Annotated in this window: 21 protein-coding genes and 1 pseudogene; 12 read left to right on the top strand and 10 right to left on the bottom strand. The window is 73.4% G+C overall.

Translation table 11 applies throughout. The annotated features are described in order from the left end of the window. Nucleotides 1-84 precede the first annotated feature (84 nt). On the top strand, nt 85-861 hold the full coding sequence (locus tag ACIPYQ_RS34755) for a trypsin-like serine peptidase (protein WP_401258112.1): 777 nt from the start codon (nt 85-87) through the stop codon (nt 859-861). Nucleotides 862-883: 22 nt separating this feature from the next. Here ACIPYQ_RS34755 and ACIPYQ_RS34750 read toward each other — a convergent pair whose 3' ends face one another. The 3 genes from ACIPYQ_RS34750 to lnt all read right to left on the bottom strand — a co-directional run bounded on the left by ACIPYQ_RS34750 (nt 884) and on the right by lnt (nt 4,404). Then, entirely contained in the window at nt 884-2,104 is a 1,221-nt protein-coding gene (locus tag ACIPYQ_RS34750; RefSeq protein WP_401258111.1) for an acyltransferase family protein, read from the bottom strand. Nucleotides 2,105-2,231: 127 nt separating this feature from the next. Beyond that, nucleotides 2,232-2,717, bottom strand: coding sequence for an NUDIX hydrolase (locus ACIPYQ_RS34745; RefSeq protein ID WP_401258109.1), 486 nt, complete (start codon nt 2,715-2,717; stop codon nt 2,232-2,234). 37 nt (nt 2,718-2,754) lie between these two features. Further along, on the bottom strand, nt 2,755-4,404 hold the full coding sequence (lnt, locus tag ACIPYQ_RS34740; protein WP_401258107.1) for an apolipoprotein N-acyltransferase: 1,650 nt from the start codon (nt 4,402-4,404) through the stop codon (nt 2,755-2,757). A gap of 275 nt (nt 4,405-4,679) precedes the next feature. On the opposite strand from lnt, the gene ACIPYQ_RS34735 reads away from it, so the two are divergent. Beyond that, nucleotides 4,680-6,785, top strand: coding sequence for a PIG-L family deacetylase (locus ACIPYQ_RS34735; protein ID WP_401258105.1), 2,106 nt, complete (start codon nt 4,680-4,682; stop codon nt 6,783-6,785). A gap of 135 nt (nt 6,786-6,920) precedes the next feature. Next, the gene (locus ACIPYQ_RS34730; RefSeq protein ID WP_401258104.1) at nt 6,921-7,409 is read left to right on the top strand and encodes a hypothetical protein; all 489 of its coding nucleotides are present in this window, start codon (nt 6,921-6,923) and stop codon (nt 7,407-7,409) included. A 37-nt stretch (nt 7,410-7,446) separates the two neighbouring features. On the opposite strand, the gene ACIPYQ_RS34725 is transcribed toward ACIPYQ_RS34730, so the two are convergent. Both ACIPYQ_RS34725 and ACIPYQ_RS34720 read right to left on the bottom strand, forming a co-directional pair. After that, a complete protein-coding gene (locus tag ACIPYQ_RS34725) occupies nt 7,447-7,917 on the bottom strand; it encodes a hypothetical protein (protein WP_401258102.1) in 471 nt (156 codons plus the stop codon). A gap of 134 nt (nt 7,918-8,051) precedes the next feature. Beyond that, nucleotides 8,052-9,200 (bottom strand): DUF475 domain-containing protein, encoded by a 1,149-nt coding sequence (locus ACIPYQ_RS34720; protein ID WP_401258100.1) that lies wholly within the window; start codon nt 9,198-9,200, stop codon nt 8,052-8,054. A 608-nt stretch (nt 9,201-9,808) separates the two neighbouring features. On the opposite strand from ACIPYQ_RS34720, the gene ACIPYQ_RS34715 reads away from it, so the two are divergent. Together ACIPYQ_RS34715 and ACIPYQ_RS34710 are read left to right on the top strand one after the other, a co-directional pair. Next, nucleotides 9,809-10,291 (top strand): hypothetical protein, encoded by a 483-nt coding sequence (locus ACIPYQ_RS34715; RefSeq protein WP_401258098.1) that lies wholly within the window; start codon nt 9,809-9,811, stop codon nt 10,289-10,291. 262 nt (nt 10,292-10,553) lie between these two features. Beyond that, nucleotides 10,554-11,598, top strand: a pseudogene (locus tag ACIPYQ_RS34710) (transposase); the annotation flags it as partial. Nucleotide 11,599: 1 nt separating this feature from the next. On the opposite strand, the gene ACIPYQ_RS34705 reads toward ACIPYQ_RS34710, so the two are convergent. Beyond that, complete coding sequence (locus ACIPYQ_RS34705) at nt 11,600-12,988, bottom strand: hypothetical protein (RefSeq protein WP_401258096.1); 1,389 nt, start codon at nt 12,986-12,988, stop codon at nt 11,600-11,602. Nucleotides 12,989-13,237: 249 nt separating this feature from the next. Here ACIPYQ_RS34705 and ACIPYQ_RS34700 point away from each other — a divergent pair, with 249 nt between their 5' ends. After that, entirely contained in the window at nt 13,238-14,776 is a 1,539-nt protein-coding gene (locus ACIPYQ_RS34700; RefSeq protein WP_401258094.1) for a hypothetical protein, read from the top strand. Between the two features lie 112 nt (nt 14,777-14,888). Here ACIPYQ_RS34700 and ACIPYQ_RS34695 read toward each other — a convergent pair whose 3' ends face one another. Both ACIPYQ_RS34695 and ACIPYQ_RS34690 read right to left on the bottom strand, forming a co-directional pair. Beyond that, nucleotides 14,889-15,404 carry a hypothetical protein gene (locus ACIPYQ_RS34695; protein WP_361755379.1) on the bottom strand — a complete coding sequence of 172 codons (516 nt, stop codon included), beginning with the start codon at nt 15,402-15,404 and terminating at the stop codon, nt 14,889-14,891. 81 nt (nt 15,405-15,485) lie between these two features. Continuing rightward, a complete protein-coding gene (locus tag ACIPYQ_RS34690) occupies nt 15,486-16,547 on the bottom strand; it encodes an FAD-dependent oxidoreductase (RefSeq protein WP_401258140.1) in 1,062 nt (353 codons plus the stop codon). Between the two features lie 197 nt (nt 16,548-16,744). Between ACIPYQ_RS34690 and ACIPYQ_RS34685 the strand changes: the two genes are divergently transcribed. Further along, nucleotides 16,745-17,335: a TetR/AcrR family transcriptional regulator gene (locus ACIPYQ_RS34685; RefSeq protein WP_401258092.1), complete on the top strand. Its 591-nt coding sequence runs from the start codon at nt 16,745-16,747 to the stop codon at nt 17,333-17,335. Beyond that, a complete protein-coding gene (locus tag ACIPYQ_RS34680; protein ID WP_401258138.1) occupies nt 17,335-18,273 on the top strand; it encodes an ADP-ribosylglycohydrolase family protein in 939 nt (312 codons plus the stop codon). The genes ACIPYQ_RS34685 and ACIPYQ_RS34680 overlap by 1 nt, the downstream gene beginning before the upstream one ends. Here the strand turns inward: ACIPYQ_RS34680 and ACIPYQ_RS34675 are convergent. Both ACIPYQ_RS34675 and ACIPYQ_RS34670 read right to left on the bottom strand, forming a co-directional pair. Next, complete coding sequence (locus ACIPYQ_RS34675) at nt 18,228-19,853, bottom strand: ABC-F family ATP-binding cassette domain-containing protein (RefSeq protein ID WP_401258090.1); 1,626 nt, start codon at nt 19,851-19,853, stop codon at nt 18,228-18,230. The genes ACIPYQ_RS34680 and ACIPYQ_RS34675 overlap by 46 nt on opposite strands. A gap of 124 nt (nt 19,854-19,977) precedes the next feature. Beyond that, the gene (locus tag ACIPYQ_RS34670; RefSeq protein WP_401258088.1) at nt 19,978-20,769 is read right to left on the bottom strand and encodes a glutamate racemase; all 792 of its coding nucleotides are present in this window, start codon (nt 20,767-20,769) and stop codon (nt 19,978-19,980) included. Between the two features lie 719 nt (nt 20,770-21,488). On the opposite strand from ACIPYQ_RS34670, the gene ACIPYQ_RS34665 reads away from it, so the two are divergent. The 4 genes from ACIPYQ_RS34665 to ACIPYQ_RS34650 all read left to right on the top strand — a co-directional run bounded on the left by ACIPYQ_RS34665 (nt 21,489) and on the right by ACIPYQ_RS34650 (nt 25,082). Next, a complete protein-coding gene (locus tag ACIPYQ_RS34665) occupies nt 21,489-22,667 on the top strand; it encodes a glycosyltransferase (protein ID WP_401258136.1) in 1,179 nt (392 codons plus the stop codon). Nucleotides 22,668-22,913: 246 nt separating this feature from the next. Beyond that, complete coding sequence (locus ACIPYQ_RS34660; RefSeq protein WP_361755388.1) at nt 22,914-23,423, top strand: DUF6643 family protein; 510 nt, start codon at nt 22,914-22,916, stop codon at nt 23,421-23,423. 51 nt (nt 23,424-23,474) lie between these two features. Further along, nucleotides 23,475-24,299, top strand: a complete 825-nt coding sequence (locus tag ACIPYQ_RS34655) for an MOSC domain-containing protein (protein ID WP_401258086.1) — start codon at nt 23,475-23,477, stop codon at nt 24,297-24,299. Between the two features lie 171 nt (nt 24,300-24,470). Then, the gene (locus ACIPYQ_RS34650; RefSeq protein WP_401258085.1) at nt 24,471-25,082 is read left to right on the top strand and encodes a hypothetical protein; all 612 of its coding nucleotides are present in this window, start codon (nt 24,471-24,473) and stop codon (nt 25,080-25,082) included. The last annotated feature ends 146 nt before the right edge of the window (nt 25,083-25,228 follow it).

Below are 25,228 nucleotides of genomic sequence, written 5' to 3'. Positions count from 1 at the left end.
TTTTACATCGGGTCCACCGGATTCACAGGGGATTCATACGGAACACCGGGCTCCGGACATAGGTTCGGCGGGCAGGGTGGAGTCATGATCCACCGCATGCTCACCCGGCCGGCCCGGCGCATCCGTGCGCGGCGGGCATCACGGATCCTGCTCGCGCTGACCGCGATGGCAGCGCTGCTCGGCGTGGACGTACCGGACGCCACGGCCGGAGCGCCACCGGGGATCACCGCGCGGGCGGTGCCCGGCGCCACGGCGGACCGGGTGGGCGCGCTCTTCGCGGACGGGCTCGACGGCGGGCACTTCTGCACCGCGTCCGTGGTGCGCAGCGACGACCACGACGTGATCGCCACCGCCGCGCACTGCCTGGAGAGCCCGTACACCACCGTCTTCGCGCCGGGCTACCGGGACGGCGAGGCCCCGTACGGCCTCTGGAAGCTCACCGGGGTGTACGTGGCCCCGGGCTGGACGGAGGGCCAGAACCCGGACGACGACATCGCCTTCGCGACGGTGGCCCCGGTGGACGGCGGGCGGAACGGGTCCGTCGAGGACCTCGTGGGCGGCTTCCCGGTCGCCGCCGCGCAGCCGGACGACGCGGCGGTGACGGTCATCGGCTACCCGCGGACCCTGGAGGCCCCGCTGCGCTGCGCCAACACCACCGAGCTGTTCTCCGAGACCCAGCGGCGGATCGGCTGCCCGGACCTCAGCGGCGGCACCAGCGGCAGCCCCTGGCTGGTGGACGGCGCGCTGGCCGGGGTGCTCGGCGGTCACGAGGGCGGCGGGTCCGTTCCGGAGGTCTCGTACAGCGCGGTGATGGGCGACCAGGCGGTGGAGCTGTACCGGGAGGCGGCCGACGCCGGTTAGGACGGCCGGGGCCGGACGGGGGCTAACGGACGGCCGGGATGCGTTCCGCCTCGGGCGCGGAGGACTGCGCGGGCAGCCGGTCGAGCGGGGGGCGGCCCGGGGTGGCCGCGCGGATGTCCTGCATGCCGCGTCGCAGCCGGTCGCGCAGGAAGCGGCCCAGGGGGCGTTCGACGAACCGGTGGATGAGCCAGGCGAGCAGCACCATGAAGGCGGTGACGCCGACGGCCAGGGGCACGGGCGCGACCTCGTGGCGGAAGTGGTGGATGAAGGTCAGCCCGGCCAGCATGTGGATCAGGTAGAGCGGGTACGTGATCGCTCCGGCGTGCGGGAGCCAGCGCCACCGGATGCCGTCGAGGGCGCCGAGGGCTATCGCCGCCATGACCATGAAGCCGAGCAGGATGATCACGTGGGCGGGCCAGGAGGGCGTCTGCTGGGTGACGCCCCGGCCCAGGCTGGCGATCATGCGGTCGGCCACGTGGTGCTGTGCGAGGAGGAACTGGACGCCGACGACGGCCCACAGGACGGCGTTCGGCCCGAAGCGCCGCATCAGGTAGAAGGCGATTCCGGCGATGAAGTACGGGGAGGCGGAGGACGCCGCGAAGAAGGACAGCACGCCGCTGTCGACGGTGGGGGCCACGACGCCCGCCAGGGTCCAGGCCCCGCAGAAGAGGACGCAGTTGCGGTAGGTCACGCCGCGCATGACGACGACGGCGAACAGGACGTAGAACTTGAGCTCGACGAAGAGGGTCCAGTAGGCGTCGTCGACGTGGGGGACGCCGATGCCGCCCTGCAGCATCGACAGGTTCACCAGGACGTCACTGACGTCCTTGATCTTCCTCACCTCGGGCCAGTTGAACAGCACGAGGGAGGTGAAGGCCACGGCCGCCCAGTAGGCGGGGAACAGTCGGGAGACCCGGGACACCGCGAAGTCGCCCACGCTCCGGCCCCAGGTGCTCATGCAGATGACGAACCCGCTGACCAGGAAGAAGATCTCGACGCCGAGCCAGCCGTAGACGGCGAACCCGTGCGCGGCCGGGAAGAGGCCCTCGGCCGGTTCGCCCCAGGCGCTGTCGAGGACCACGTAGTGGTAGAAGAGCACGGAGAGGGCGGCGAGGACCCGAACGCCGTCGAGGGCCGCCAGGCGTCCGCCGGCGGCTCCGGTGCGCGTACCGCCGCCCCGTATGCCACCGGTCAGCGGGCCGCCGCCCGGCTGCGGCCCTCCGGCTGAACTGCGCGCGCCCATCCCTCGACCACCCCTTGTGAACGTACGACTGTCCGATGACCGCCGTTGGATCTGCGGAACCTTACAGCGCACTTCCGGCCATCCCCAGGTGAGCCGGACCACACGCGACCGGTTTGCCGGACGCGTCCTATTCCGTGATCTCGACGGGCGCCGCGAACCAGGTGGGCTCGTCCCGCAGGGCCCGGTGGATCCGGTCCAGGGCGAAGGACTCCAGCGGCGGCAGCGCGTCCACCTCGAACCAGGCCACTTCGAGGGACTCGTGATCGTTGGCCCGAGCCTCGCCGCCCGTCGCGCGGCAGCGGAAGGTGATGTCCTGGAACTGGCAGATGTCGCCGTTGGGGTAGGTGATCGGCTCCAGCATCTGGACGAGCACCACCCGCTCCGGGACGCAGCGCACCGCCGTCTCCTCGTAGACCTCGCGCACGGCGGTCTCGGCGGGCTGCTCCCCCGGTTCGGCGATTCCGCCGACCACGGACCACCGCCCGGTGTCGGAGCGCCGGCCGAGCAGGACCCGGCCCCGGTCGTCGAGGACGATGGCCGTGACCCCGGGCAGCAGGAGCAGCTGGTGCCCGGCGGTGGCTCGGATCGCACGGATGTAATCGGGTGTGGTCATCCCCCGACCCTACGAGGCCGGGGCGCCGGCCCCCGCCTCAGACCGCCCGGCGCGCGCGGATCCGTCGGGTCAGGAGCGGGCCGAAGCCGCCTGCGGCCAGGAGGAGCAGCGCGTACTCGGGCAACGGTCCGACGACGGTGGCCGGGGTGCGGGTGGAGCGCAGCGGGATCTCGGCGACCAGCGCGTCCGCCGTGAACATCTTGGTCTCCGCCGTGATCCTGCCGTCGGGGCGGATGACGGCGCTGACCCCGCTGGTGACCGGGACGAGAACGGTCCGGCTGTGCTCGACGGCGCGGATCCGGTCCATGGCCAGCTGCTGGTAGGTCATCTGGGTCCGGCCGAACGTGGCGTTGTTGCTCGGTACGGCGATCACCTGGGCGCCGTCCTGGACGGTGGAGCGGACGGCGTCGTCGAAGGCGGCCTCGAAGCAGGTGACCATGCCGACGCCGCTGCCGGCCATGTCGAAGACGCCAGGGTCCTTGCCGGGGCCGAAGTCCCGGCGCACCCGGTCCACGTCGGAGCTGAAGAGCCGGACGAAGGAGCGCATCGGGATGCGCTCGCCGAAGGGCTGGATCTTGCGCTTGTCGTAGGTCGCGGTGGGGCCGGCGACGGGGTCCCAGAGGATCATCGTGTTGCGCAGCGGGCCCGTCTCCGGGGACACGACGGCGCCGATCGCGACGGGCACGCCGATGGCCTTGACCGCCTCGTCGATGACGGCGCGGGCGTCGGGTTCGGCGTAAGGGTCGAGGTCGGAGGAGTTCTCCGGCCAGACGACGAAGTCGGGCTTCGGCACGCGGCCGGCCTTGACGTCCTCGGCGAGCTGGATGGTGCGCTTGGCGTGGTTGTCGAGGACGGCGCGGCGCTGGGAGTTGAAGTCGAGGCCGAGGCGCGGCACGTTGCCCTGGATGACGGCGGCCACCACGGTGCCGTCCTCGGCCGCGTCGGAGACCAGCGGACGGGCGGCGAGACCGGCGCCGATCGGGGCGGCGATGGTGAGCGCGGCCAGCGCGGCGGTGGTGCGGCCGGGGTGGTGGCGGGCGATGCGCAGGGCTTCGTAGAGGCCGAAACCGCAGAGGGCCACGCCGAAGGAGAGCAGGGGAGTGCCGCCGAGGGCGGCGAGCGGGGTGAAGACGCCGTCCGCCTGTCCGAAGGCGAGCTTGCCCCAGGGGAACCCGCCGAAGGGCGCCCGGGCGCGCAGGGCCTCGCCCGCGACCCAGACGGCGGCGGCGAACAGCGGCCAGGCCGGGAGCCGGCTGACGAGGGCGATGCCGAGGCCGGTGAGGCCGATCAGGAGGGCTTCGAGGCTGACCAGTGCCAGCCAGGGCACCGGGCCGACCTCCTCGCCGGTCCAGACGAGGAGCGGCAGCAGGAAGCCGAGGCCGGCGAGGAACCCGAGGCCGAAGCCGGCCCGGGCACGGCGGCCGTGGAGGCAGCCGGCGAGCAGGGCGATGCCGAAGGGGGCCAGCCACCACAGGGGGCGGGGCGGGAAGCTGAGGTAGAGCAGCACGCCGGAGAGGACGGCGAGCACGGCGCGCACCAGCCAGGCTCCCTTCCGCGGCGCGGGGGCGGAGGCCGCGGCGGGGGCGTTGCCGCGGGCCGTGGCGTGGGGCGGCGCGGCCTCGGCCGGGGCCCCGTCGGCGGGCTGCGAGGGCTCGTTCCCGGCCGCGCGGGTGACACTGCTGCTCATCTGGCGGAGTGTACGTCCCCACGCCTCGGACACGGGTAAGCGCCCGGGCCGGTCCGGGCCCGTCGCGACCACCGCCCAAGTGATCCCAAATACGACAAGTCACCCATATCCCCCATACAACTCACCTCGCCACATACGCCTCTTGAGGGTGTGTCAGTCGCAAACGCGCGGGGCATAATCGGGCCCGGTCGTCTCCGGAAGCGGTGGAGCCATCGGGACACCGACTCACTCCCTCGGCGGAATTCCGCACCGGACCGACCCTCAAGGCGTTGCAGATGTCCCTGGCCAGCCGCAGCCGCCTCGCGGCCCTGCTCACCGCGCTCACGATCGGCGCCGCCGGGGTCACGACCTGGGCCTACGGATACGGGAACCCGCAGCAGCCGGCGGCCCCCGAGACGGCCTTCCGCCCGAGTGTGACCGAAGGCACGGTCCTCCACGTCGTCGCGCACCCCGACGACGACCTCTTCTTCATGAACCCCGACCTGAGCCGCTCCATATCGACGGGTGTGAAGGTCGCCACCGTGTACCTGACCTCCGGCGAGTCCGACGGCAGGAACGAGGCCCACAGCCCGCACCTGGAGGACCCGGAACGCCCCGCCGACCACGCCGCCTACGCGGAGGCCCGGCAGAACGGCATACGGGCCGCCTACGCGCAGATGGCCACCGGCAACCGCGCCAGCGCCTGGCAGCGCAAGTCCATACCCACCGCCGGCGGCGGGAGCGCCGAGGTGGACGTCCTCGTCGCCCGGCCCGAGGTCAACCTCATATGGATGCAGCTGCGCGAGGCCCGCAGCATCTCCGGCGACAACCCGGACAGCCTGCGCGGCCTGTGGGACGGCAAGGTTCCCGCCCTGGGCGCCCAGCTCACCTCCGGGACGCCGGTCAAGCCCTGGTTCTCGTACACCAAGGAACAGGCCGTGGAGGCCATCGCGGACGTCTTCGCGCGGTACCGGCCGACGACGATACGGACGCAGGACCCGACGCCCGGCCGGGCGCAGGGCGGCGGCGCCTTCCTCGACCACCAGGACCACATGTACGGGGCCCGCTTCGTGCAGGCGGCGGCCGAACGGTACGCGCAGTCCGCGGACCGGCCGCACTTCTCGGTCCAGAACTACGTGAGCTACCCCAACAGCTCCCTGCCCCCGACGCTCGACCCGCAGGCGGCCGAGGAAAAGCTCGGCTACCTCAAGACCTACGCCTGGACGGACCACCAGGACTGGTGCGGCAGCACCGCCGGATGCGGCGACCGCAAGACCGCGACCCGGCCCACCGGCGCCGGCTGGAACCAGACCATCCGCTACAGCCGGGGCGACGGCACCTCCTGGATGACCGAGGGCACCTCCGGCCGGCTGTGGGCCTTCGCCGTCCTGGACGGCCGGATGGCGTACTGGACGCGCAGCGGCCCCAAGGCGCCCTGGCAGGGGCCCGGGTTCCTCCCCGGCTCGGGGATCGACGCGGGCGCCACGTCCGTGCGGCTGCCCGACGGCAGGATCGCGGTCTTCGGCACCCGCACCACGCTGGGCACCGCGCCCCAGGAGTACGGACGCGACCTCGTGTACGCCGTCCAGACCGCACCCGGCGGCGCCTTCGGCCCGTGGCAGTCGCTGGGCACCCCGGACACCGGCGACATATCCGGCACCTCGGCGATCAGCGCGCCGGCCGTCGCCGTGGACGACGCGGGCCGACTGACCGTGTACGTACGCGACTCGCGGCGCACCCTGCGCGCCCGCGCGCAGGACGCCCCGGACGGCGCCTTCGGCGCGTGGCAGGCCCTGGGCGGCGCCGGTCTGCAGGGCGACCCGGTCACCGCGACCGACCCGGCCGGGCGGCGCCACGTGTACGCGGCCACGGCCCGGTCCGTGCTGGCCTGGGTCCGGCCGACGCCGGACGCCCCCGTCGGCGGCCCCTTCCCGACCGGGCTGCCGGCGACCACCGGACCCCTGTCGGCGAGCCCGCAGGGCGACGGCGTCCGCCTCTACTTCCGCCGCCCCGGCACGGGCACCGTCGGTACGAGCCTGGCCACCGCGGACGGCCCCGCGCCGACGTTCTCCCCGGTGACCGAGGCCGGCGGCGAGGGCGGCTACGGCGCCGTCGGCGTGACGGGCGGGCTGCTCACGGGCCGCGCGGGCGCGGGCACGATCGGCGTGTCGGGCCCGGGCGACGCGCCGTCCTGGTACGAGTCCCAGATGCTCTACACGGGTGCGCCGGCGGCCGTGGCCGAACCGGACGGCACGGCCCTCGCCGCGGCCCTCGGACTGGACGCCGGCCTGCACGTCACGACGGCTCCCCCGGCCGGATCCGAACCGCCCGGCAGCCGCCCGCCCTCTTCCCCGTGGCACCGTGCGGTCCAGCCCACGACGGTCGTACAGGCCGGACCCTAGGTCCCGCCGTCGGCTCCGGGTGGCAGGGCCGGCCGGTGCGGGCGACGATGACGGGCACCACGTCGGGACCCGGCCGGGGCCGGCTCCCGACCGGCTGACCGGCCGGCCGGCCGACCGCTGGTGATCGGAGCTCCCATGGCCGCTCGCCCCACCGCGCGCGGCAGCGCGGGACCGGGAAGGGCCCGCGCCGTGGCCTGCGCCGCCGTGCTGGTGGCCCTCGCCACCGGGTGCCGGAACGACGCGGCGCCGGCCTGGGGGTATCCGGAGCTCGGGGCGACCGTGCGGTCGCTGTCCCGGGCCCTCGCAGAGGGCTGTGCCGGTCAGACCCCCGCGCGCTGCTCCGAGCACCTCGAACGGCTCGACGCCCTGGCGGAGCGCGCCTTCGCCGAGGTCCTCGACCACCGGCTCCTGGACGACGCGTACGTCACGGCCGCGAACGAGGTGCGCCGGACGAGGCAGCTCCGCCTCGCGGCCGCGGTACAGGCCCGCGCCCGCCGCGATCCGCACCACCCGCCCCTCGCACGGGCGGTGGCAGCCGAAGAGCTCGCCTACCGGCACCTGCTGGCCGCCCTGTCCCGGATCCGCACCGCTCCACCGCCGGCTGACGGAACGGACCCCGTCTGAGCAGGAGGTTCGATCCGAGCGGTCGGCCGGGGCCGGGTCAGCGGTTGCCGGGGCTCAGCAGCGCGGCGGCCGCGGCGATGAAGGCGACGGCCGCTTCCTTGGCCGCGTGCCGCCGGGCGTCCAGCTCGGTCCGGTCGGTGGCCTTGCGCAGTGCGTACGTGGCATCTGCGGCCTCCTGGGCGGCGCCGGCCAGCTCGGGGACCAGGACCTGAAGGCGGATGTGCGGCGCGGTGATGGCCGCGCGGGTGTCGTGCGACCTGGTCTGGGCCTCCAGCTGGTGCTCGGTGCCCGCCTCGGTCAGCGCCAGACGCTCCCGGTGGAACATCGCCGAGCGGTGCGCGTCCAGGGCTGCCGCGAAGTCGGTGACGGCGCCGAGCTGGTCCTGGCGGTGGCTGTCGACGCGCGCCTCGGCGCGCGCGGTGCGTGCCGAACGGTGCTGGAGGAGTCCGGCGGTCAGGGCACCGGCGAGGGTACCGAGTACGGCAACGATCGAAGTCCACAGGGACATCAGGTGTCGGGTCCTCTCCGGTGGGGGCGTCAGGGCCATGATCACTCGTTCCGGGCGGAGTGCCGGGCCCGTGCCGCCGCGCAAGCAGCGGAACAGGCCGGCGGCCGGCTCCCGGCCCACGCCGGCGGCCCGGCTCAGACGCCGGAGGGGACCTCGGCCTTCTCGGCGGACCCCGTGCCGGCCGCCTCGGCCGCCGCCAGCCTGCGGTTGCGCCGGACCGAGGAGATGAAGGACCAGGCGATCAGGACGACGCCGACGAGGCCCGTGATGACCTCGTGGATCTCGTACTGGATGGTGACGAGCAGGATCACGGCGAGGGCGCCGATCGCGTAGTGCGCGCCGTGCTCCAGGTAGACGTAGTCGTCGAGGGTGCCCTGGCGGACCAGGTAGACGGTGAGCGAGCGGACGTACATCGCGCCGATGCCGAGGCCGAGCGACATCAGGACGATGTCGTTGGTGATCGCGAAGGCGGCGATGACTCCGTCGAAGGAGAAGGACGCGTCCAGCACCTCCAGGTAGAGGAAGAGGAAGAACGCGGCCTTGCCGGCCATCACGACCGCCGGGACCTTCGTGCCGCTCGTCCTGGCCGCTTCCTCGGCCTCGTGCTCGCGCTCCTCCTCTTCCTCGAGCTTGCTCTCGAAGTATCCGGAGAGACCGCCGACGATCATGTAGGTGATCAGGCCGAGGACGCCGGAGATCAGGACGGTCTGCGCCTTGTCCACGTGGATGCCGCCGTGCTGGTGCGCGTTGGTGGCGAAGGTCATCGAGGTGATGACCAGGACGACCAGCGCGATGCAGGCGGAGAGCATGTCGATCTTGCCGAGCTTGGCGAGCGGGCGCTCCAGCCACGCGAGCCACTTGAAGTCGCGGTCCTCGAAGATGAAGTCAAGGAAGATCATCAGGAGGAACATCCCGCCGAAGGCGGCGATCGCCGGGTGGGCGTCGGTCACCAGCTGCTGGTACTTGTCCTGCTCGTCCAGCGCGAGCTGTACCGCTTCGATCGGACCGATCTTGGCGCTGACGGCGACGATCACGACGGGGAAGACCAGGCGCATGCCGAAGACCGCGATCAGGACACCGATAGTGAGGAAGATCTTCTGCCAGAAGGCATTCATCTTCTTCAGGATCCCGGCGTTGACCACGGCGTTGTCGAAGGACACCGAGATTTCGAGGATGGACAGGATCGCCACGACCCCGAAGCCGGCCCACCCCCCGTATAACACCGCCGCGATCAGGCCGAGCGCGGTGACCGCGAACGACCAGCCGAACGTTTTCAGAAGCACTGGCTACCCAATCGTCGTGTACGGGGCTCCCCGCGCCGTACATGGCTTTGCGAAACGTTGACCCTGAAGTCTAGATCGATGCCCCGCAACCCCGACAGATCCCCCCGGCCCCACGGTTCCCAACTGCCGCTCGTCGCCGCGCCGGTAGACCTCCCCGAAGAACAACGCCGGCTCCGTGGACGCGACTTCGCCGAGTGCCCAGTGGCGCACTAACCCCGGGCTTTCACTCGGGGTCCGTCCGGATCATGGGGCGGAAGGACGACCGGCAGAGCGAGTACGCCAAGTGGATCACGCTCCCGGCCTCACGGTCATTAGCAGAAGCCATCTCATTTGGCGCATTTCAATGGCCCGCATGAGTGATAACTCAGATCGGATGTGAAACCGGTTGCGATGCCGGTGGAAGCGTTGATTCCGAGAGACCGTTGCGCCTTCGAGAGCGGAAGGCTTCCCTAGGCGCCTTCGGATGGATCTCGCACTCACAGAAAAGGGAAGCAAGCATGCGATGTAAACTCAGGGCCCCACGGCGTCTCGACGGCCGGTCCAAGAGCTTCACTTGGACCGCTAGACGTGTTTCGGCAGTGGCCGGATCCGTAATCGCCGGGGTTCTCATGGCCTCACCCGCGGCCGCCAGTGGCGGCATTCCCACCGAGTCCCTCACCGGCGTCGGAGTGATGAGCTCGGTGAACTCTGCCGACGACCCAACACCGCCGCCGAACACGACGAACCCTAACCCGGAAGCCCCGGAAACAGCCGCCGAGGGGCTCGGTGGGCACGATCAGAAGACCGTGCGGGCCGTCGTGAATGACAACGGGACCCTCGTTGCTGGGCAGAGCTTCGGGGCCGTGTCGGTGACCAGGGTCGAACAGCCCGTCGGCACCTATCAGGTCTGCTTCAATGTGCCGATCACCAACGGCACCTATGTTGCAAGCATCGGCATTCCCGGCAACGTCGGCGCGTCGGCACCCGGTGAGATCACCGTCGTGGGCCGGTTTGCGACCACTAAATGTCTGTTCATTCAGACATTCAACTCATCAGGGGTGCTGGCAGACCGCAGCTTCCATGTGACCGTGGTGTACTCCAAAAAGCGATAACGGCGACAACGGATCACCGGACACCGCCCGCCTTGTAGTGAGCAGCGGTCACGCGGGGGCGGCGTCGTAGATTGCTCCGAACGAGTCTGACGAGAGCCCTCGCTTGGCCGGGCGCCTGAGTCATGGCGGGGGGAATCCCGCTGTGGCTGGGGCGGCCGATTCCACGGCTTTGCCCCAAGGCCGTGAAGTGAGCTCCGGGCTTTCACTTGGGGTCCGTCCGGATCATGGGCGGGAACGCAAAAGTGCCTTCTGAGCTGGGACGATGAACCTTGTCGAGGGGTTCTGTCGGTCCAGGCGGAAGGCGCTTTCTACGTGCATCGGTTCGCGTCCCAGGCTCCATGTCTCTGCCGACGGTGCGGGGGTGGTCGGTCACGCCGGTGCACGGCTGCTGGCTGATCTTGCCGATGCCACCGGGCTGACCAGCGCGTACTCCACCGCGCTGAGTCCACTTCGACCACGCGGCACCGGTCATGACCCGGTGGACGGGAAGTACCCGGCCTGGTCCTGGACATCGGCGCCACGCCGATCACCTGCCACTCCGAGAAAGACCAGGCCGCGCCCACCTACAAAGACGGCTTCGGCTTCCACCCCCTGCTGTGTTTCCTGGCCAACACCGGCGAGGGCATGTCCGGGCGGCTGCGGCCCGGAAACGCCGGAGCCAACACGGCCGCGGATCACATCGCGGTGCTGGACGACGCTCTCGCACAGATCCCCGACGCCCACCGGCACGGCACCGGCATCCTCGTCCGCACCGACAACGCCGGATCCGCGAAAGCCTTCCTCACCCACGTCCGAGAGCTACGAGCACACGGAATCCGCACCTTCTTCTCGGTCGGATGCACGGTCACCGAGCCGGTCCGCCGCGCGATCCGGGCCCTGCCCGAGAAGGTCTGGCACCCCGCTCTGGACCAGGACGGCACGCTGCGCGAGTCCGCCGAGGTCGCCGAACTGACCGGCACAGTCGACCTTCCCGGCTACCCGGCCGGCACCCGCATCATCGTCCGCCGTGAACGTCCCCACCCCGGAGCCCATCTCTCGCTGTTCGACCAGGACGAGGGCCTGCGGCACCAGGTCTTCCTCACCGACACCCCGTTCACCTGCGGCTCGGCCCAGTTCCTGGAGGTCCGCCACCGCGGACACGCCACCGTCAAAAACCACATCCGGTGCGGCAAGACCACCGGCTTCGGCCGCTTCCCCTCCCGTGACTTCAACATCAACGCCGCCTGGCTCGAACTCAACCTCGCGGCGATCGACCTCCTCGTCTGACCCGCGCCCTCCTGCTGGACGGCGAACTCGCGAACGCCGAGGCTAAGGCCGCAGGGGCGGCGTGGGCAGGGTCGTGCCGTCGAGGGCCACGAGGGCCAGGACGGCGATCGAGCCCGTCCACGCGAGGGGAGCCACCGAGGCGGCCCTGCCCTCCTTGTCCACCTTCTCCGGCAGCTCGCCGAGCGAGTTCCGCTTGGCGAGGACCCAGTCGAGGACCGGTCCGGCCTTGGCCGTGGCGCCCGTGGCGGCCCAGGCGAGCGCGAAGAGCGCCGTACTGGGCGTCCAGGCGTTCGCGCCCCAGGGTGCCGTGGAGTCGTTTCCCGGGGTCAGCCCGCCGTTGGGCAGGAGCAGGGCCCGGTACGTGGCGTCCAGCGCCCCGGGCAGCCCGGCCGGGGCCGTGTTGAAGGGGGGCGCCATGAACGTCACCGCACTGTCGCGTCCGTGCCGTCCGTCCACGGTGCGCTGGTATCCCAGAGGTGCGAACCGCGCGGAGATCCCCGTGGAGAGCCGCCGCGCGGCCCGCGCCCAGCGCGCCGCGTCGTCCGGCCGGTTCGCCTCCCGGGCGAGGTCCGCGGAGGCGTTGAGCCCGGCGAGCAGCGGCGCGGCCGTGCCGATGTTCGTGGTGGTCGTCATCAGCTCCCAGTAGTCGGGGGAGGCCGGTGGCAGCCCGTCCGCCCGCAAGGAGGCCGCCGCACGGTCGGCGGCCCTGCGGATCATCGGGTAGAGCGTGGCCAGCCGGGCGCGTCGGGTGGCCGCGGGGGCCGTCCGGTACCACTGCCAGGTGGCCCAGGGGACCCAGCCGTTGGCGTCGAGCTGCCACCACCTGCCGTCGGGCGGGCCGGTGGCATCGAGCTTCGTCCGCGCCTCCCAGGTGCCGTCCTTGCGCTGGGTCGCGGCGCTGTAGCGCAGGATCCGGTAGGCCTCGGCGTCATGGCCGGTGTGCGCGAACGCGGCGGAGGCGAAGCTGGAGTCGCGCGGCCAGGAGTAGTTCCAGCCGGGGCTCCACGCCGCGGCCACGGCGCCGTTGGGCTGGAGCAGGGCGCGCACGGCCAGGAGGGCCCGCCCGGCCGCGGCGCGCTGTTCGGGCGTTCTGCCCGGGACCCGGCCGGAGGCCAGCCAGGCGCGGCTCTGCTCGATCTGCCGCACGGCCGGCGGATGGCCGGCGGCGACCACGGCCGACTCCTTCCCGCCGGCGGGAAGGTACTTCCAGCGGCCCGACGCCAGCCGCAGGACGTTGCTCCCCTCGACGTACCGCGCGCCCTCGGCGACGGACCGCGGAACGCCTTCGGCGGCGGTCGTGTTGGAGAGGAGGCCGACGGTGGGGGCGACGAGCGTCGACAGGGGCGCGTAGCTGCCCGTGGGGCACAGGGGAACGGCGAAGCCCGCGAAGGCCGCCGTGGCGACCGCCCAGCAGCCGAGGACACCGGGCATCGCCACTCCCTCCGCCGGCCCCCGGGTCCGCGCGGACCCGGCTTCCCCATCCTGGGAGAGCCGGGCGGAGGCTGCCACGGAACGCCCGCCGCCCGGGTGAACGAGCGATGCGAAACGGTTCGGAGGAGTTCCGAGGAGTTCCGAGTGGGCCCGCCGCTCCGTACCCGTCCTGGCGCACCCGGGATGCAGGGGGCGGCGCGCCGTGCACACGATGGGTGTTCGCGGGCCCCCACTGCGACGAGGTGGTGAATGAGCACGGCTGCGATAGAGGACGAGGACGTCCGGTCCCCCGGACCCGCGGCGGGCGGGGGAACGGGCCGCCGGCCCGTCCTGCGCAGGCTCCTCCCGGCGGCCGGGGCGGTGCTCGTCGCGGCGGCCGGGGCCCTGATCGCCGTCGGCTGCTTCCTCGGCCTCTACGTACGGCCCACGTCCGACGACTGGTGCGCCGCGTGGAAGGCCCGCGATCTGGGGGTCCTCGGCATCACGTCCGACTTCTACCGGACCCAGAACGGCCGGATCGCCAACGCCTTCCTGAGCGGTGTCGTCTACGGCGACGGACTGGCCGGGATCAAGATCCTTCCGACGGTCATCGCCGTCTGCTTCACCGCCGGACTGGTCCTGCTGGGGCGTGAGCTCGTCCGGTTCCTCGGCGGCAGGCCCCGGCTGCTGGTCCTGACCGCCTGCGCCCTGGTCGTCCAGGCGCTGGTCTACTTCGCGGGCACACGCAGCTACCAGGTACTGCTGTGGGCCCCGGCCACCATCTCGCACACCGTGCCGAGCGTCATCGGCGTGTGGGCGATCCTGCTGGCCCTGTGGACCGTCCGCCGCCCCCGGGCCCCCGCCCGCGCGGCCGGCTTCGTCTCGGCGTTCCTCATCGCCTTCGCGCTCGGCACCCTGAGCGAGCCGTTCGCGCTCGTCAGCGGGCTGCTCGCCGGCCTGGCCGGGCTGCTCTGCCTGCCCCGGATCGGCCTGTCCCGGAACTGGCATCCGTTCACCTGGTGCCTGGTGTGGTGCTCCGGCCTCGTCTGCGGTCTGGTCGTGCTGTACACCTCCCCCGGCGCCCGGTGGCGGCGGGCCCAGCAGCCGGACAAGGAGTCCCTGCTCTCTGCGGGCGAGCTCCGGGCCACCTTCGAGGACTGGCTGCGCATGTGGGACTCCGTCACCGGCCAGTGGGCGTACCTGGGAGCCGCGGCCGTCGGCGTCCTCCTCGGCCTGGCGTGCTGCCTGCGCGGGCGGGCGCCGGGGAAGCGGGAGCCGCGGCGGAGCGTCCCGCGCCGGGCGCTGACCGCCGCGCTGCTGCTGCCGGTGCCCGTGGTGGTGCTGGGGTCGTTCGCGGTGGTGGTGGGCCTGCGCAGCGGCTACGGCCCGAGCGGGTGGACGTACGCCCGTACGTGGACGAACTTCCTCGTGCCGATGGAACTCGCGCTCTGCGGCTACGGCGCACTGCTGGGAGCCCGGGGCGGCCGGTGGCTCGCGGCCCGCCGCTCCGCCGACGCGGCCCTCGCGACCGGCGCCGTGGCGGCGGGCTGCCTGGCGCTGGCCTCGGTGGCCGTGCTCGTCCCGAACGTCCGGGAACTCACCACCACCACGGTCGCCCGCTCCGTGGCCTGGGACGCCCAGAACGCGCGCATCCGCTCCGAGGCCGCGCAGGGTGGCAAGGACGTGGGCTACCGCCCCCTGTACATCGGCGTTCTCGCCGAGCCCTTCTTCACGGGGGACTACGACCGGGACTGGGTCGCCTCGTGCGTGTCGAACTGGTACGGCGTCGACCGCATCCACCGCCGCTGACGGCCGGGGAACCGCGGGCGCGAGCGACGATCTCCGGCGTGACCGCTCCCGGCCGGCCGTGCCCGGCCCTGGGGCCCTGGTGGTGCCGCGGCGTGTTCCGGAAGGGACGCGCTCAGCGGGCGAGGGCCCGCAGGTGGGTGCGGATCACGCGGACGGCGTCCTCCGCGTCGTCGACGGTGACCGTGAAGAGCTTTCCGTCGCCGAGCCGGAGTTCCAGGCCCTCGCCGCGGCGGACGATCACCGCGGTGCCCTTCTCGGGGCGCCACCGGTAGCCCCAGCCGCCCCACTGCTGCGGGGTGATCCGCGGGAGGAACTCGGCGGAGGTCACCTCCGTGAGCCGGATCGTGCGGCGCGGCAGGCCTATGTGGCCGCAGCGCACGATCAGGGCCTCGGAGTCGATGGTGACGGCCACGTGTACGAAGGCGAGCGTGCCGTAGAGGATGAGCAGCCCGGCGGCGAGGCAGCCGGCCACGGCCATGAGGAGCGGGACGAAGCCCGAGGTCCAGGCGTTGTCGACGGCGAGCTCGATGCCGAGCGCCAGACAGGCCGCACCGGCCGCTGCGAGCAGCCACTGCACGCGGTTGGAGGCCCGGCCTGTCCACAACGGACCCGGGGGGTGAGCCGTCATGTGTAGCAGCGTACTCACGTTGCGCCGGTACGCCACCGCCCCTCGCCCAGTCGGATCAGCGCGGCGGATCCGGCGCTCTGATCAGCGCGGCGCGCCGGCCCCTCCGCCGGGCAGCAGGCCGACGAGCGCGTCGCGCAGGGCGGGCCGGCGAGCGGTCACGAAACGGTGCAGGCTCCGGGAGCCGAAGGCGACGCGCTGTGCGCTGCGGCGGCGCTCGGCATCGTACGCGCGCAGGGCGCCGGGCAGCCCGGCCGGTCCGCCGGCCGTGCCGAGGGCGGCGACGGCGCGGGTCAGCGCCTCGGCGTCGAGCAGGGCGGTGCAGGCGCCCTGGCCGAGGTTGGGTGTCATGGCGTGGGCGGCGTCGCCGACGAGGGCGATCCGGCCGTCGGCGACGAAGGTGGGGAGCGCCGGGTAGAGGTGGCGCATCTCGTACCGGATCCAGGTGGCGGGGTCGGTCTCGGCCAGCACGCGCGGGACGGGGTCGTGCCAGTCGGCGAAGGCGTCCCGTACGTCACGGGCGGTGGTGGCCTCGGGGACGGTGGCGTACCAGTTGGTGCGGCCGGGTTCGACGGGGGTCATGCCGAAGAAGCGGCCGTCGCCCCAGGTCTCGCCGTACAGGCCCGTCTCGAATCCGGCGATGCCGATCCAGGCGACCGTGCCGATCGGGCGCGGGCGGCTGCGGCGGCCGAAGTACGCCGTACGGACCACGCTGTTGATGCCGTCGGCGCCGACGACCAGGCAGTCCGGGTCCGCGGCGAGCGAGGCCGGGTCGGTGAGGCGGTGTCCGTAGGCGATCCGCACGCCGCCGAGCCGGTCGAGTTCGGAGAGCAGTGCGTCGATCAAGTAGGGCCGGGATATGAGCAGTTCCGGCCTGCCCGCCTTGCGTTCGATCCGTTCGAGCGGGAGGGCTGCCAGCACCGTGCCGTCGGGGCGGCGGATCCGGGCGTCGCGGTACGGGACCCCGCGCGCCCGCAGCGCGTCGCCGAGGCCGAGCCGGTCGAGGGCGGCCTGGGCGGTGGGGTGGATCCCGAAGGCGGTGCCGTAGCGGTCGAGTTCCGTCCGGCGCTCCAGGACGGTCACCGTCCAGCCCGCGCGGCTCAGGCCGATGGCGGTGGCGAGGCCGCCGACCCCCGCCCCGACCACGACGGCCGTACCCGGCGCGCGCCCCCGCCCGCTCCCGGCCCCGGCCCGGGTCCCGGTCTTGGCCTCGATCTCGATCTCGGTCTCGGCTTCGGTCTCGGTCTCGCTGCTCATGGCGCGTCCCCTCACCTGCATCCCGATCGACCACCACATCCGTGGTACTACACTTGTGGTACCACGGAAGTGGTTAGGGTGGCAACGTGAATCAGGACCGGAGGGACCGGCTGCGGGACGCGGCCGTCGCCGTGCTGGCCGAAGCGGGCGGGCGCGGGCTGACGCACCGGGCCGTCGACGCGGCCGCCGCCGTGCCCACGGGCACGGCCAAGAACTACTTCCCGACCCGGGACGCCCTGCTGCGGGCCGTCGCCGAACGCTGCGCGGAGCAATACCGGGCGGTGGCCGCCTCCCTGGCCGGGGCCGGGCCGGGGCCCTCCGACGCAGCGCAGCTCGCGGCACTGCTCGCCGGGCTGCTGCGGAACGTCGCCGGGCCGGGCCGGCCGCGCGTCCTCGCGTACCTGGAGCTCCAGACCGAGGGGACGCGCCGGCCGTGGCTGGCCGCGCTGCTGGACCCGATCGCCGCGGCGGACTTCGCCGCGCACGCGCACCTGCTGCGCGCGGCCGGGCTGCCGGCCGGGCCGGAGCAGGCCCGCGCCCTCACCCTCGCGCTGCACGGCGCCATCCCCCCGCTGCTGTCCGGTGGTCCCGCCACCCTGGCGGCGGCCGGCCTGGACGACCTCGACCGTTTCGCCCGCGGCCTGCTGGCCGCCGTATGCCCCGAGGAGACACCTTGATCACACGCCTCGACCGCGCCGTCGGAGCCGTCCTGGGATCGGCGGCGGGCGACGCGCTCGGCGCGCCGTACGAGTTCGGCCCGGAGGGACAACTGACCGCGCGCGGGGAGGAGATGCGCGGGGGCGGCGGCTGGGATCCGGGCGAGGCGACCGACGACACCCAGATGGCCGTGCTGGTCGGCGAGTCCCTGCTGGAGCGGGGCGGCCTCGAACTCCCCGACGTCTTCGCCCGGTTCCAGCAATGGGCGGCCGGGCAGCCCAAGGACATCGGCCTCCAGACGGAGGACGTGCTGACGAACGGCGAGCCGTGGGACCGCGCCGCCGCCCTGCACTTCCAGGTCAACATCCGTGCCGCGGGCAACGGTTCCCTCATGCGCGCCGCCACCTCGGCCGTGTACTTCGCCGCCGCCGGGCGGGAGCGGAGCATGGACGCCGCGCGCCGGATCGCGGCGCTGACGCACGGCGACCGGGCCGCCTGGGAGGGAACGGCGGTCCTGCACGAGCTCGTCCGCGTCGCCCTGGACGGCGCCGATCCGCTCGCCGCCCTCCCGGAGACGCTCGCCGCGGTGCACCCGGACCACCGCGAGCGGTACGGCCGCGTGCTCGCCCCCGACTGGCATCCCGGGATGGCCACCGAGTTCAACGGTGCGGTGTGGCCCTGCCTGGGCTCCGCGGTGTGGGCGCTGCGCACCACCACCGGGTTCGCCGACGCCGTACGGGCCGCGGTGGACCTCGGTGGCGACACCGACACGGTGGCCGCCGTGACGGGGGCCCTGGCCGGGGCCCGGCACGGACAGGGGGCGATCCCGGAGGCCTGGACGGCCGCGCTGCACGTGCCGCTGCCCGGGTTCGGGGACCGGGTCCTGGACGCGGACGGCTTGCGGGAGCTGGCTCAGCGGCTCGCGGCGGCCGGCCGGCCGGTCGCCGGCTCCCGCTGAAGCTCCAGGCACCGCCCCCGGAAGGCCGCGCGCAGCCGCCGGTCGTGCGTGACCAGGACCAGGGTCCCGCCGAAGTGGGCCAGGGCCGCCTCCAGTTCCTCCACCACGGCCGGGGCCAGGTGGTTGGTCGGCTCGTCCAGGAGCAGCAGGTCGAGGGGGCGGCCCACCAGCCGGGCGAGCTCCAGCTTGCGGCGCTGGCCGGCCGAGAGGAGGCGTACCGGACGGACGAGGTCGTCCGGGGTGAGCAGGCCGTGCCGGGCGACCTGCTCGGCGTACTGCTCGCCGAACACCTCCACTGTTGACCGGGGTTCGCGGGCCCATCGGTCGCCCTGCCGGAGCAGTCCCACGCGCGGGGGCGTGCGCACGAGGCCCTGAGCTGGCTCCAGTTCACCGGCGAGCAGGTGCAACAGGGTTGATTTTCCGGTCCCGTTGGGTCCGGTGAGCAGGAGCCGCTCCCCGGGGGCGAGCGTGAGCGAGACGGGTTCGAGCCGCCCCGGCACGGCCGCGCCGGCCAACTCCACCGCGCCGTCGGCCCCTTCGGTGAACCGGCCGGTGAAGACGAGCGGCTGCGGGGGCGGCGGAACGGGGTTTCCGGTCAGCCGGTGCAGCCGTTCGCGGGCGGCCCGGACGCGGCCGGCGGCGCCGTGGGTCCGGGAGCGGGCCCGGAAGGCGCCGGCTCCGCTGAAGCCGCGGGGCAGCTTGCGCGGGATGGCGGCGAACCGTTCGATATTGGTGTCGGCGAGCCGCTCCGCGCCGCGGACCTCCTCGCGCCACTCTTCGTACTCCCTCCCCCAGCGGGCGCGTTCGGCGGCGCGGGCGGTCAGGAACCCGGCGTAGCCGTTGCCGTAGCGGCGGACCGCCTTGCGGTCCTGGTCCACTTCCAGAATGGCGGTCGTGACGCGGTCGAGGAAGAGCCGGTCGTGGGTGACGGCGACGACCGTTCCGGGGTGGGCGCGCAGGTGCTCCTCCAGCCAGCCGACCGCTTCGTCGTCGAGGTCGTTGGTCGGTTCGTCGAGCAGCAGCAGCTCCGGTTCGGCGGCGAGGGCCGCCGCGAGCGCGAGCCGGGAGCGCTGACCGCCGGAGAGCGTGCCGAGCCGGCGGTCCGGGTCGAGCGCGTGGCGTTCGCCGAGGTGGTTCAGGGTGGTCGCGACGCGGCGTTCGGCGTCGCGTCCGCCGCGGGCCTCGTAGGCGGCGAGGAGGTCCCCGTACGCGGCGAGTTCCTCGGGCCCGGCCCGGTGCAGGCGGGCTTCGGCGGCGCGGATCCGGCGTTCGAGGGCGCGCAGGTCGGCGAGGGCGAGGTCGACCGCGTCACCGGCGCGGGCGGAGGGCGGGAGGTCGAGGGTCTGCGCGAGGTACCCGACGCCGCCGGGGGCGGTGACGGTGACCTCGCCGCGGTCGGGCCGTTCCCGCCCCGCGAGGAGGCGGAGCAGGGTGGACTTGCCGGAGCCGTTGTCACCGACGACGCCGACCCGCTCGCCGGGCCGGACCGTACAGCTCACGCGGTCCAGGACGACACGGGCGTCGTAGCTCTTGGTGACCTCGGACAGGACGATCTGGGTGGAGGCGAGTGGAGCACGCAAGGGCGATTCCTTCCTTCACGAGACGAACCGTTTCGTCTCGCTACACCCGCAACGGTAGACGCCGCCCACGCTTCGCGCAAGACGTTGCGTCTCGCTTCTCTCGTCAGTCGGCAGTCGTCGGCTGTCAGCCGACGGGCGCACCCCGGCCCGCCAGCAGCCGGCCCTCCGCGTATGCGAGCGCGGCGGCCGGCAGGGACCCCTCGCGCCCACTGCGCAGTACGGTCAGTCCGCCCGTACGGGGCAGAGCGGGCTCGGGCCGGGAGCCGAGGCGGCGCAGCGCCTGGACGGCGACGGCCTCGGCGGAGCCGTGGTAGACCGGCTCGGCTCCCCCCGTCCGCGCGGCGAGGGCGGCCCTGATGGCGCCGTCGACCAGTTCGTAGTGCGTGCAGCCGAGCACCACGTCGGTGACATCGGCCGGGGTCAGCGCGGCCGCCGCGGCCACGGTGTCCGCCACGGCGGCGTCGTCGGCTGCCTCCACGGCGTCGGCGAGCCCGGGGCAGGGCACCTCGGTGACCCGGGCCCCGTCGGCGAAGTCACGGATCAGCCCGCGCTGGTAGGCGCTGCCGGTGGTGGCGGGGGTGGCCCAGATCGCGACGCGGCCTCCGGCCGCCGCGGCGGGCTTGATCGCCGGTACCGTCCCGATGACGGGGATGCCGGGCTCCAGCTCCGCGCGCAGGGTGTCCAGGGCGTGCACGGTGGCGGTGTTGCAGGCCACGATCAGCGCGTCCGGGCGAAGCGCGGCAGCGGCCCGTGCGACGGCGAGCGCCCGCTCGGTGAGGTCGGCGGGGGTCCGGGGGCCCCAGGGCATCCCGTCGGGGTCCGAGGACAGGACCAGGTCCGCGTCCGGCCGCAGCCGGCGCACCGCCGCGGCCGCCGCGAGGAGGCCGATTCCGGAGTCCATGAGCGCGATCTTCACCGGGCCACCTTAGTCGACCCTCCCCCCACCCGGACGTCCCACGGCCAACACCCCACCCCCGACCTCCCCACCCACAGACCCACCGGACACCCTCTCCGCCGACACCCACAGGGCCACCCGACACCCTCGCCGTCCGAATCCGCAGGCCCACCCGGCAGCCTCGCCGCCCGGATCCGCAGGCCCTCCGGGCGTCCCCGACGTCCGCACCCACAGGGCCACCCGACATCCTCGCCGCCCCCACCCGCAGGACCATCCGACATCCGCGCCGTCCGAATCCGCAGGCCCACCCAGCACCCTCGTCACCGGCACCCACAGGGCCACCCGGCACCCTCGCCGTCCGGATCCGCAGGCCCACCGGGCGTCCTTGACCTCCGCACCCGCAGCCCCCTCGGGCGTCCCCAACGTCCGCACCCACAGGCCCACCCGGCAACCTCACCGCCCACACCCACAGGCCCACCTGCCCCCCAGCCAGCCGCGGCGACGCAGTCCCACCTGGCGCCCCCGTCCACCGCGGCCCCAGGGGCCACCCGGCACCCCGGCCGCCGCGGCCCCATGACCGCACGCGCCGCGCGCTAAGGGCTGCGGGCCAGCGGCCCAGGCGGGCCCGGCCAGGGACGGTCGACAGCCCGGGCCCGTCCGTCTGCCCGCCCGGCGAGGGCCGCCGCACCCGGGGGCGGTCGATGCGCGACACGTCCGCCGGGGCCCGGCACACTGCCGCCATGGGCCTCTTCACCGCCGCCTGCGCGGCCTACGCCTCCCTCGCCGCCTGGCTCTGGCTCACCCTCGCCCAGGGCATGTTCTGGCGGACCGACGTCCGCCTCCCCCCGCGCACCGCCCCCACCCACTGGCCGTCCGTCGCGATCGTCGTCCCCGCCCGGGACGAGGCCGGGGTACTGCCGCTGAGCCTGCCCTCGCTCCTCGCCCAGGACTACCCCGGCGAGGCGGAGGTGGTCCTCGTCGACGACGGCAGTACCGACGGCACCGGCGGCCTCGCGCTCCGGCTCGCGGCCGGGCAGCCGGGGCTCCCGCTCACCGTCGTCTCCCCCGGCGACCCCGCCCCCGGCTGGACCGGCAAGCTCTGGGCGCTGCGCCACGGCATCTCGCTGGCCCGCACCGCGCGCGCCACCGAGCCCGACTTCCTCCTCCTCACCGACGCCGACATCGCGCACGAGCCCGACAGCCTGCGCGAACTCGTCGCCGCCGCGACCTCCGCCGACCTCGACCTGGTCTCGCAGATGGCCCGTCTGCGCGTGGCCGGCTTCTGGGAAAGGCTCGTCGTACCGGCCTTCGTGTACTTCTTCGCCCAGCTGTACCCCTTCCGCCGGATCAACCGACCCTCCGCCCGGACCGCGGCCGCCGCCGGCGGCTGCGTGCTGCTGCGCACCGAGGCCGCCGTGCGCGCGGGGATCCCCGACTCCATCCGGCAGGCGGTCATCGACGACGTCTCCCTCGCCCGCGCGGTCCACCGCTCCGGCGGCCGGATCTGGCTCGGACTGGCCGAGCGGGTGGACAGCGTGCGCCCGTACCCGGCGCTCGCCGACCTGTGGCGGATGGTCTCGCGCAGCGCCTACGCGCAACTGCGCCACCAGCCCCTCCTGCTGGCCGGGACGGTCGCCGGGCTGGTGCTCGTCTACCTCGTGCCCCCGGCCGCCCTCCTGACGGGGCTCGCGACGGGACACCCCGCCGTCGCCTGGGCCGGGGGCCTCGCCTGGCTCCTGATGGCCGGCACGTACCTGCCGATGCTGCGCTACTACGGGCAGCCCGCCGTGCTCGCGCCGCTGCTTCCGCTCACGGCCCTGCTGTACCTCCTGATGACCGTCGACTCGGCCGTTCAGCACTACCGGGGTCGCGGCGCGTCCTGGAAGGGCCGAACCTATGCCCGTCCGAGCGACGCCTGAAACGACGAACCGTCGGCCGAAGCCGAGTCATCCGAGGTCACCGCGTTGTGACGCTGCGTCAGCACGAAGTCGGTGCAACACCCAACCGGTGGGCACGAGTAGGAACAAGGTGGGGTGGAAGTGACGAATCGTGCACGTGAACGTCAAGTGAAAGGTGAGGCCCTGACCTGCGAAGATGCAGGTCAGGGCGGTGTTGACGGCACCTCGCTATGGACCCGGTGAAGTCGTGGGCTTAACTTAGGTCCCATGACCTCCCCCCGCTCCACTTATGGCGGCGGTTACTACTCCGCGCCCTCCTTCCCGGACACCCCCATCTACGACTCCCTCGTCGCCGAACGCGGCACCCCGCAGATCGCCCCGATCCGCGTTCCGGCCGCCTACGAGTCTCCGAGTGCCGGATATTCGAGCGGCGGGTACCTGCCGGCCCTGGCGTCGGCGCTGCCCGCGCTGCCGCCGGCCGCCCCTCAGCAACAGCAGGCTCCGGCCTACGGCTACCCGTACCAGCAGCAGGCCGCCCCACAGCCGATGCCGCTGCAGCACGCGCCCGCCCCGTACATCCCGCAGCAGCAGCCGGTTCCGGCGCGTACCGGATACGTGCCGCAGCCCCAGCCGCAGCAGCCCCGCCCGGCCGCCATGGCCACCGGGTACGAGGCGATGCGCCCGGCCGCTCCGCGTCCGATGCAGGTGCCCGCGCCGGTGCCGGCCGCCTCGTACGAGGACCCGTACGGCCGCCAGTACCAGGGGCGGGGTTACTGACCGGGCCACCGACAGGCGCCGGGACAGCGGAGGGGCTGGCAGTATTCCCCCATGTCGAACTTGCACGTCCAGGCGCTCCACGTCCATCCCGTCAAATCGCTGGCGGGTACCGCTCCCGACGAGGCGGCCGTGGAGCCCTGGGGGCTGTCCGGAGACCGGCGGTGGGCGCTGGTCGACACCGGGGGCACGGTCATCACCCAACGCCGTCATCCGCAGCTGGCCTTGGCGGCGGCCCGTCCGATGGCCGGCGGCCGGATCGCGGTGACCGCGCCGGGCATGGCGGAGCTGGTCGTGGAGGTGCCCGAGCCGGGTCCGCTGGAGCCGGTCGTCCTGTTCGGGAAGAAGGTCGAGACCGTCGTCGCGCCGAACGCCGCGGCCGACTGGTTCAGCGCGTACCTGCAGGAGCCGGTGCGGCTGGTACATCTGGATGATCCGTCCGTCCGCCGTCCCGTGGATCCGGACTACGCACTGCCCGGCGAGATGGTGAGCCTGGCCGACGGCTACCCGCTGCTGATCGCCACCCTCGCCTCGCTGGACGCGCTCAACTCTCTGATCGCGCAGGGGGACCATCCCGAGGAGGGTCCGCTGCCCATGAACCGTTTCCGCCCCAATGTGGTGGTATCCGGCGCCGAGGCGTGGGCGGAGGACGGCTGGCGGCGCATCGCGATCGGCGACGCCGTCTTCCGCGGGGCACGGGAATGCGGCCGGTGCGTCGTCACCACCACCGACCAGGCGACGGCGGAGCGGGGCAGGGAACCGCTGAAGACCCTGGGGAAGCACCGGCGGATCGGCAAGTCGCTGGCCTTCGGGCGGCTCCTGGTGCCGGTGCGGCTCGGCACGGTGCGCGTCGGCGACGAGGTGCGCGTCCTGGAATGACGCAAATGATCCGAAGAGGGTGAATGACGCCCCGGCACTGACCAGCCGGCTCGGAATGACACCTTCGGGGGGCTCCGCATCCTCGCTGGAACCAACGGGCACGACCACGCCGTTGGAGCAGTCAGGACACGTGGGCAGAGGGAGACTGGCACAAGTTGGGGGAGCCGGACCGTGCGGACAGCAATGGGTGTGTGGCGTTGGCGGCGCAATCCGCTGCGCCGGCCGACCGATCTCTTCGAGGCGTGGGTGGCGTTCGCCGCGCTGGTGTGCGTGATCGTGGTGGCTCCGGCCATCGGATGGGTCGCGGGCCTGCGGGTGGACGGCACCCTGCAGCAGGCCGCGCAGGAGCAGCGGCAGGAGCGTCATCTCGTGCCGGCCGTGGTGGTCCGGCCGGCGCCGGAGCCGACGGCGGAGGTGTCCGCCGACGCGTCGGCGCAGCGGAGCGCCCCGCGCCGTACGCAGATCGTGGCCGCGTGGACCGCGCCGGACGGCAGCAGCCACGAGGGCACCGTGCCGGCCGCGGAGGAACCGCCGCGCGCCGGCGACCGGTTCCGGATATGGACCGACGCGCGCGGCCGGCTGGTCGGGCAGCCGCTCGACCCGTCCGCGGCCGCCTTCCACGCGGGGATGGCCGGGCTGGCCGCGGCGCTCGGGGTGGCCGCGCTGGGCGAGACGGTCCGGCGCCTGGTCGTACGAAGGCTCGTGCATCGGCGGTACATACGTCTGGACCGGGCCTGGGCGGCTGCCGGACCGGACTGGGGTCGAGCGGGCGCGGGCAGTTGACCTGGCACCTCTTCGGCTCCGCGCGCGCTACGGTGGGGCGGCCGGATCGGTCGCTCCAGCAGCTTCGGTGGCCCCAGCCGTCCCAACGGCTCTGAACCACCCGGATCGGCTGCGGCGGATCCGGTGACTTCAGTGGTTCCGGTGGC

This window comes from Streptomyces sp. NPDC090045, assembly GCF_044747975.1.
Lineage (GTDB): Bacteria > Actinomycetota > Actinomycetes > Streptomycetales > Streptomycetaceae > Streptomyces.
Note: the sequence above shows the minus strand (reverse complement) of the source record. Positions and strands in the feature narration are given on the sequence as shown.